General features: G+C 39.9%; 7 protein-coding genes and 1 CRISPR repeat array. Of the genes, 6 read left to right on the forward strand and 1 reads right to left on the reverse strand.

Annotated features, from left to right (window positions below; translation table 11 throughout):
• Positions 1–1,068: 1,068 nt before the first annotated feature.
• Positions 1,069–1,215, reverse strand: coding sequence for a hypothetical protein (locus QZZ35_RS07095; protein ID WP_291236764.1), 147 nt, complete (start codon positions 1,213–1,215; stop codon positions 1,069–1,071).
• A 552-nt stretch (positions 1,216–1,767) separates the two neighbouring features.
• Between QZZ35_RS07095 and QZZ35_RS07100 the strand changes: the two genes are divergently transcribed.
• From QZZ35_RS07100 to QZZ35_RS07125, 6 genes are all read left to right on the forward strand, one after another.
• Positions 1,768–2,466: a TM1812 family CRISPR-associated protein gene (locus QZZ35_RS07100; RefSeq protein WP_291236765.1), complete on the forward strand. Its 699-nt coding sequence runs from the start codon at positions 1,768–1,770 to the stop codon at positions 2,464–2,466.
• Between the two features lie 18 nt (positions 2,467–2,484).
• On the forward strand, positions 2,485–3,744 hold the full coding sequence (locus QZZ35_RS07105; protein WP_291236766.1) for a hypothetical protein: 1,260 nt from the start codon (positions 2,485–2,487) through the stop codon (positions 3,742–3,744).
• Between the two features lie 14 nt (positions 3,745–3,758).
• Entirely contained in the window at positions 3,759–4,343 is a 585-nt protein-coding gene (locus QZZ35_RS07110; protein WP_291236767.1) for an HD domain-containing protein, read from the forward strand.
• A 110-nt stretch (positions 4,344–4,453) separates the two neighbouring features.
• Positions 4,454–4,813, forward strand: coding sequence for a hypothetical protein (locus QZZ35_RS07115; protein WP_291236768.1), 360 nt, complete (start codon positions 4,454–4,456; stop codon positions 4,811–4,813).
• 132 nt (positions 4,814–4,945) lie between these two features.
• Entirely contained in the window at positions 4,946–7,141 is a 2,196-nt protein-coding gene (locus tag QZZ35_RS07120; RefSeq protein ID WP_291236769.1) for a peptidase domain-containing ABC transporter, read from the forward strand.
• Positions 7,142–7,271: 130 nt separating this feature from the next.
• Complete coding sequence (locus tag QZZ35_RS07125) at positions 7,272–8,642, forward strand: TM1812 family CRISPR-associated protein (RefSeq protein WP_291236770.1); 1,371 nt, start codon at positions 7,272–7,274, stop codon at positions 8,640–8,642.
• Positions 8,643–8,822: 180 nt separating this feature from the next.
• Positions 8,823–9,375: a CRISPR direct-repeat array (repeat unit 31 nt; unit sequence GAAAGTACCTTACCTGCATAGGAATTGAAAC).

A 9,375-nucleotide genomic window follows, 5' to 3' on the forward strand; every position in this document is an offset into this window, starting at 1 on the left:
CGCAAAGTGGTATACTTTCTGGCGAATTTTGGCTTATTTTACTTGACTGCTTACACGATTCATATAGTAGAGATTGAGGTTAAACGAAAAGGAGTACATAACTATGCCGGTTTTATTTGCAGCTTGTCAACTTTCTGGGTACAGCAGTTTTCTTCACGTTGATTTTTGGCTCTGCAATCTTTGTAATCGGCTGAATCGTGAAAAAATTCTGGAAGTGCTTCGTTATAATCAGTGCAATTGCATTTATGGTCTTTATGTATGTCGCTATTTTCAATCCAAACTTCGCCTTTTGCAAAAATGAAAATAAATTTTCAAATTCCCTAAAATAATCTAAATCAAATTCGATATAGATAATAGAACAACAAACAACATTCTACTTTCTGAAAGGAGCAACTATTATGACAAACTCTGCTATGACCTCTATCGCCAAGCACAACACCCGTAATACTAACGCAGGAGCAACTTATTCCTACTACTGCAAGGTCTGCGGTAAGCAGGATACCTCTCAAGCTCGTCTGTTCGCTCACATCGCCTGCCGTCACATTGGTGCATGGACAAGCAATCTGTACAACCTGATTACTTGCTGGAAGCGCTAAGATCACATTGCTGCCGGAGACTGCGGTCTCCGGCACAAACCAGAAAAATTTGAAAAATTTTTTCTGAAACGCTTAAAAAAGAGAAAATACCAACGATATAAACAGTAGAACAACAAACCACATTCTACTTTTTGAAAGGAGCAACTATTATGACAAACTCTGCTATGACCTCTATCGCCAAGCACAACACCCGTAATACTAACGCAGGAGCAACTTATTCCTACTACTGCAAGGTCTGCGGTAAGCAGGATACCTCTCAAGCTCGTCTGTTCGCTCACATCGCCTGCCGTCACATTGGTGCATGGACAAGCAATCTGTACAACCTGATTACTTGCTGGAAGCGCTAAGATCACATTGCTGCCGGAGACTGCGGTCTCCGGCACAAACCAGAAAAATTTGAAAAATTTTTTCTGAAACGCTTAAAAAAGAGAAAATACCAACGATATAAACAGTAGAACAACAAAACAACATTCTACTTTCTGAAAGGAGCACTATTATGACAACCACTTCTATGACCGCTATCTCCAAGAACAACACCCATAACGTCAACGCTGGCGGCAGATTCTTCTGTCGAGTATGCGGATTCACCAGTAACAACTATGCTTCTGTATACGGACATGTTGCCATCCGTCACATCGGTGCATGGACACGCACCATGTATAATATCATCTGCTCTCGCTAACTAACTTACGACCGAAGACTTCGGTCTCTGGTTGATATAAAAATATCAATCTTAATAAACACCTGCTTTTTGAAAGGAGCAAATACTAATGACAACCACTACTATGACCTCTATCTCCAAGCACAACACCCGTAACACTAACGCAGGAGCAACCTACTCTTACTACTGCAAGGTCTGCGGTAAGCAGGACACCTCTCAGGTCCGTCTGTTCGCTCATATTGCCAGTCGTCACATCGGTGCATGGACGAGTAACCTGTACAACCTGATTACCTGCTGGAAGCGCTAAGATCCAGTTGCTGCCGGAGGATTCGGCTTCTGACGAAAAATAACTCTGATTTAATTCAAAATGCCATACTGCAACAGAGTATCAGCGAAAATAGTAGCTGTAAAATGTTGTAGTATGGCATATTGGAATTGACAATATATAGTGCAAAATGATACAATATATTTGTAAATATTGTCCAAAATTCATGCTAATGGAGGTTCGACATGAAAAAGTTTTTTATGATAACGCCACTCCAGCCACGTAAGCCGTTCGATCAGCTGGAGTATACGAAATATGAAGCTGTTGGAAACAGTAAACTTGAATTCCACGAGACTCGTTTTCCTATTATGGCAGTGATTAATGGTTATGCTGAAAAGGGCGAAGAGATTCGCTTAATTGCAGTTACTCCGGAAACGGAAAATACACCATATCGTATTGAACAATTAAAAGCCGAACTGAAAGCATTACAGGAAGAGAAGGGGTTTCTCTGTCCATATGGAGAAGATGGCGTAGATGTCGTTTCTTTGACCTATGCAGGTGATGTTGCTACCCAGATCGAACTGTTTCACAAGCTCTTGCCATATATTGAAGATAATGACATTCTGTATGGCTGCCTGACATATGGCGATAAGCCAATGCCGATTGCTGAGCTTATGGCGATTCAGTACGGCTATCGTGTGCTGAACAATGTTTCTATCGGCTGTTTGGTTTACGGCGAAAAGGATCACTCTAAAATTATTGGAAATAAGTTGGACAAAAATGGAAAAGTAATCACAAACAAAGCAGGTGAGCCGATTTTGGATTATGCATCCCGTATCTTTGATATTACTGCACTGGTACAGCTGGATGAAATTGTGCGTATGCTGGCTGATCGAAAAGTAAAAAATCCTAACGAAATTATTAACGATATTCTGAGTCTTTAATAAGAGAGAGGAAATTTTATGAGTGAAACTATCTACCCTGAAGAGTCTCTGCGCTTGAATATGTTGGGTAATTACCTGAATCGAAATATGGATGATCCGATTTTTCAAGACCCTAATATTCAAGAAGTAGATCGGCTGGGAAAAATATATTCTCACCTTATTTATAAAGGTGAGAAAAAAATTGTACGCTTGAACATCTGCCGATTGATTTGTAAAATTCTTCATCCCGAAGGTAAAACAAGCATGGAATATTTTAGTCGCGATGTTTATCATGACATATTTGACAACTTCCGTTTGGATGAAAATGAAAGTCTCTTTATCAAGATTGTTAGATCTGAAATATGGCATATTGTATATGAACTTATCTATCCCAAAAAGATGCTTCTTCCGATACATAAAGATGAAAATGTACTTTCTTTAGAAAGTAAATATGACGATACTTCCGACCATGTGCAATTATCAGAAATAGACAATAATGATAACGATATTGAGGCAACAGCTGAAACTTTTGAAGTAGTTATCGAGTCAATTTTTCAGAAGTATGATCCTGAACGAGGAACACCATTGGCAGCATATATGTATATGATGCGAAACAATCGTGAAAAGGACAATCGTACAAAAATGAATCAAAATGTAAAACGAACGATTGTTTTAGACAATGGCAAAGAGATAACGGATTGGGTTTACAAATATACTGGTCGCAGTTTTCAGGAGTCTGTTTCAAATGATGACAATAGACCTTTGGAAGAGACAGTTGCTGATCCATCCTCTATGGATAATTTCGATAATAACTTAATTGCCGATGAATGGTTTTATGAAATTAATTCTCAGATTATAAATTTTGTATTGAAGTATAAAGGCAGAAATTATAATCCGATTCGTCTGAACTATTATCGGCTCTTTTACACAATGGGTATTTTAAATTATTGTCAGCATGTTTCTGTTGTATCTGAACCACATTTTTCACATGAATGTGACATTGTCCGTTCTTTGAAATATCCATTTATAGATTATTGCATGACTGATATTTGCCGTTCGATTTCTGAAATATACAATGGAACGCTGAAAAGATATTGTGATGTGGTCGACACAAATGATATAAAGGAGCAAGTGAAGCCAATTCCAATTCCGCTCCCCAATACGGTAGCTATAGCATTTTTGGACAGAGTAGAAAACAACAGTATTTCAGCTGCGGCATTTTCTCAGCAAAAACAGAAGTACCAATCGGAAGTAAGGAAAATATTAAGCTCACGCATTGCAAATATGTGTCAGTCTTAAGAATAGGTGATAAAATGATAATATCTAAATCAATATTATGTCAGATATCTGATATCGTTGATCGTGCTATCATCTTTGCTACACAAGCTCATAGTGGCAGTCTGCGAAAGGGAACTAATCTTCCATATATCGTTCATCCACTGGAAGCTGGTACTATTGTATCGAGTATGACCAATGATCGCGAGATGATTGCTGCTGCGATTCTTCACGACACGGTTGAAGATACTGATACATCTCTTGATGATATTAAAAATCTGTTTGGAGATAGAGTAGCGAAACTTGTTTCTAGTGAAACGGAGAACAAACGTACAGATCTCCCTGCATCGGATACATGGCGCATACGAAAACAAGAAACCATTGACTATCTGGCTTCATCATCACATGATGAGAAAATCCTTGTGTTAGGTGATAAATTGTCAAATCTCAGAGCTATGTATAGAGATTATATTTCTATTGGTGATGATCTTTGGAACCGATTCAACCAAAAAGATAAATTTCAGCACAGCTGGTATTATCATTCAATCAGTGATGCATTGTCAGAATTGTCTCAATATCCAGCATATAATGAATATATCAAGCTATTAGACTGTATTTTCTAACATTCAATCCTCTGTGCTTTTTTGCACAGAGGATTTTTGATATTTCGCCTTAAATTTAGTTTTTTTCTTCCGATAATAATATTAGAAGAATAAGTCAAGGAGAAAACAAGATGAAAACAATCCTCTGGATATCCCGTCACGAAATGACCGGTCAGCAGATAGCTGATCTGGAACGTATTGCAGGAGAGCCAATCGATCTTCTGTGTTATAAGGGTACCGTGTATCAACTTGACAGTCTGATTCCAATGATCGAGCGAGCTGATATGATTGCCGCTGTTTTTCCGCCAATGCTGTTGGCAAAGCTGGTAAAACTGGCAAATGGAAAGCCTGTCCTTCAAGCTGTGTCAAAGCGTGTTCCGACTGGGCGTTATACAGTTCTTCCAGATGGAAGAAAAGAACAAGAATTTACATTTGTGCATGTCTGTTGGCAGCAAGTTATAAAGCTGGAATATGAGGTCAAACAGATGTAAATTGGAATTAGCGTTAATCTTTTTATCATTATATTTCAGATTTTCAAGATAAAAGGTTAAATTTTCGAAAATGTATCCGATATATACAATAGAATAAGAAAACCACCTGCGACTTATGAAGGAGGCGTTTGCATGAAAAAGCGGTTACACCTTATCAAACAGCACGACGAAAAGGACTGCGGTGCAGCCTGTCTTTCGATGCTCTTGCAGTGCAATGGAAAAAAAGTACCTTTGGCTGCTGTTCGTGAAGCAATTCAGGTCGATCAGTATGGTGCAAGTATGTACGGTGTACTGGACGGAGCTGAGAAGTTTGGTCTTTCCGGTCAGGCTTTTGAAGGAACTGCCGATGCATTTATCAACTCTGTAACCAGCGGTGAAATACCGCTTCCAGCTATTGCTCGGATTATCAATCGTGAGATCTATGAGCATTATGTGATTGTATCAAAGGTTGCCAGAGGAAATATTATCATCTTCGATCCTGATATGGGAAAGCGTAAGATGTCTTATGATGAATTTTCAGATAGTTTTCTCGGTCAGATTATGGTTTTTGAACCGGGTTCACAGTTCACACCTGAAAATCTCCGTAAGGGCAGCTTGACAAAATTTTTGAGGATGATCAGTCATCAAAAGGCTCTGATTGCTGTCATCGGTCTGTTATCTCTGTTCATCACCGGTATCGGTTTAGCAGGTACATTTCTGTTCCAGTATCTGATTGACAACGTACTTACGGGAATTGACCAAGTGGAAAGCGTTGAATCTGTCATGAATGACTTTGCAGCAATCCTGCTGTGTGTCGGTATGCTGTATTTCTTTAAGATGGCAATTCAAATGCTGCGCGGCATGCTGCTGACTGCTATGACTAAACGCATTGATCTTCCATTAATGCTCGGATATTACGATCATGTCGTTGATCTCCCTATGAGATTCTTCGATACTCGTAAAACAGGGGAGATTTTAAGCAGATTCAATGATGCGTCAAAAATCCGTGATGCAATTTCTAGTGTGACATTGACTTTAATGATCGATGTTGTCATGGTTACAGTCTGCGGTATTGTGCTTTATCATCAATCAAGAGTATTATTCTTCATCGCAATGGTCATGTTCCTTCTGTACTTGATGGTAACGATTGTATATGTCAAACCTCTGGATACATTGAATCGTGACCTAATGGAACAGAATGCACAGTTTGATTCTTATCTGAAGGAAACAGTTGACGGAATGGAAACTGTAAAATCTTTCCGTACAGGAGATACTGTAAAGAAAAAAGTTGACACTTTGCTCCGTAAATTCCTTGATCGAAATAATAGAGGAGCAATGCTGTCGCTCAGCAAAGCATCTATTATCGAATGCATCACATCTGTCGGAACGCTTGTCTTGCTGTGGGCAGGTGCAATGGGTGTCATATATGGCAATATGACTATTGGCACAGTCGTCACATTCTATTCGCTGTTAGGATATTTCCTTGAACCGGTGCAGAATCTTGTAGAAATGCAGAGCAGTTTACAGACAGCTGTTGTTGCAGCTGACCGGTTAAATGATGTTCTTGATCTTCCTGTCGAGCTCAGTCTTCCGGAACCGAATGCAAATCACATTGGCGATATCTCTTTCAAGAATGTATCATTCCGTTACGGTTATCGTGATACTGTCCTTGATGACATCAGTTTTACTGTCAAAAAAGGTCAGAAAATTGCACTTGTCGGAGAAAGTGGATGCGGTAAATCTACAGTAGCAAAGCTCATGATGGGACTGTATAAGCCGGAAAGTGGAATGGTCTGCATTGATAGAATACCGACTGACCAGATTTCTCTTGATTGGATCCGCAGTCATACAGCATTTGTCCCGCAACAGACGTTTCTGTTTTCTGACACTATCAGAAATAACATCTTGCTGGGTATGGAAGAATCTCGGATTCCCACAGATGAAGAAATCTGGGAGATACTCGATGCATGCTGCTGTGAGTTCATTCATGCTATGCCTTTCGGATTGGATAGTGTGCTGGAGGAGAATGGAATCAATCTTTCCGGTGGGCAGCGTCAGAGGCTTGCTATTGCACGTGCATTGATTCGTAAGCCAGATCTGCTTATCCTTGACGAAGCAACAAGCAGTCTCGACACGATCAGCGAGCGGAAAATCCAGCAGGCACTGCAGAGGTTTTGCCCGGATATGACCATAATCATGGTGGCACACCGTTTGAGCACGGTAGTTCAGTGTGATAATATTCTGGTCATTGCCCACGGCAAAATCCTTGAACAGGGATCACATAGTAATCTGCTGCAAATGAATCAGTATTATGCTGAACTGTGGAATGAACAGAATGGTGTTGCATAAATGATAATATTTACCGGACATGGGACAAAATCCCGTGTCTGGTATGGATTTTGTATCTCATAAAAATAATTGACACATAGTTTCAATATGCTACAATGGAATATAGATGATACAATAAGGAGAATGCATCATGAAGAAAATTGTTACATTTATCAGCAAGTACAATGCGTCCTCTACAGAAAAGAAATATACATCTGCGGATGGATCGATCACTGTCTCGGGAGAACAAACCAATGAAGCACCGATTCGCTATCTGCTTCAGTTGGATCCTGATATTCAGGAAATCATTTGTATTGTAACCGAACAGGTTGCTGCTGTAGAAGCCGGACTTGGTTGTTCCGCATATGATAATTTTAAAAAGAAAATTCAGATAGATAGTCCGGATGTAACATTTCGGAAGGTAATGTTTCAGGACAGCACGGAAAAGTTCACTGTCGATGCACTCCCAGAGATTCTTCAGTTGATTACACCGGAGGACTGTATTTATTTAGAAACAACAGGTGGCTTCCGTGATGCGGTCACATATCTGATGCAGATTTCCCGTGTCCTGTTATATCAGGGTACAAATTTGGAAAAGGCAGTATATAGTAAATATCCCGCCTGCATCATCGAGGATGTCACAGATACTTATCGCATGTTTGACCTCATCAACGGTCTCAATGAATTTCAGCATTACTGTAATATGGATTCTCTCATCACATATTTCAAAAAAGATGGACAGATTCCAGCTAAATGGAGTTTCTTGATTCGTTCCATGCAGCAGCTTTCTGAATGTATTATTATGTGCCAAACAGAAAACATCGAAGGTAAACTGGAGAAGTTTCGTTCGGCACTTCATCGTGCAAAACAGCAGGATGATCCTTTGCTGCAAACACTGCTGCCAATTTTTGAAGAGAAGTTCGCTGAGTTGGATTCTATTCCGCATATTATCCGCTGGTGTTTGGATAATAATCTGATTCAGCAGGCATTAACAATTTATAATGAGCGTATGCCGGAATACTTGATTCGTACAGCAGGTTTTCTGACGATTCCGGAGAAGTTTTCCGCTGCAGGCAAGTATTCTGACTATTATCGAATTGCACTGAATGATCTTGATAACGGCTTCTTTTCCATCGGAAAGAACATCACCAGAAGCAAAAAAGAGTTTAACCAGTATCGGGAAGATTATATGAAATCCTGTCATGAAAATTTTCAGGATGATTTTGGTATTCGCACCATTGACCATATGCTACAGGCCTTGGAGCATCCGAACAATCCCGGATTCGATGTCAACATTGATATTTCGGTGATGCAGCGAATTTGTTTGGATTATATGTATATCAGCTTAATGCGGAATCACTTGAATCATGCCGGCGGTGAACTGGTCATGCAGCGTACCCGAAGTTGGTATTTGCATGATTATAAGCATTATCTCGGTCTGAATAATATCACATTACAGACAATAAAAAACACAGTATCGAAGGCACTCAATCTTATCGAAGAACAGTTTGTAAATCTGTAAAAGTAACTCATTGAATACCGGATATGGGAAAGTGCATCCTGTATCCGGTATCGGTTCGCACCGGATTTTCAGACAATTTTACTATTGATAAACAGAAATATATTGATTTTATATTAATAACAGAGTATAATATATACATAAAATCTCAAAGCTGCATAGATTATTTTGGCAGACTTTGCTGAAAGTACCTTACCTGCATAGGAATTGAAACGGGCTGGGGCTGTACCATCTGGTAGCAGACGGCGGAAAGTACCTTACCTGCATAGGAATTGAAACCGTCTTTTATTTTGCTTATTGGTATATATGGAAGGAAAGTACCTTACCTGCATAGGAATTGAAACACATCCGTTCTCCTTTCGATTTCGTCATGGACAGGGAAAGTACCTTACCTGCATAGGAATTGAAACATCGACCAACAGGAAAAGCTGATCCGGGAAATGGAAAGTACCTTACCTGCATAGGAATTGAAACAAAAACTAAATGACAGATTTGGGGCATTGACCGCGAAAGTACCTTACCTGCATAGGAATTGAAACCGGTTCCGTTCGTACCACTGGAACCGGAATGTCACGAAAGTACCTTACCTGCATAGGAATTGAAACGCCCTTGTTCGCGGTCGCAGCCGCGGCGAGGGCTGAAAGTACCTTACCTGCATAGGAATTGAAACTAAAGCAGCAGCCAACAGATGACGCGGCGGAAAAGGAAAGTACCTTACCTGCATAGGAATTGAAAC

It is taken from the genome of Frisingicoccus sp., from assembly GCA_016298055.1.
Classification (GTDB): Bacteria; Bacillota; Clostridia; order Lachnospirales; family Lachnospiraceae; genus Frisingicoccus.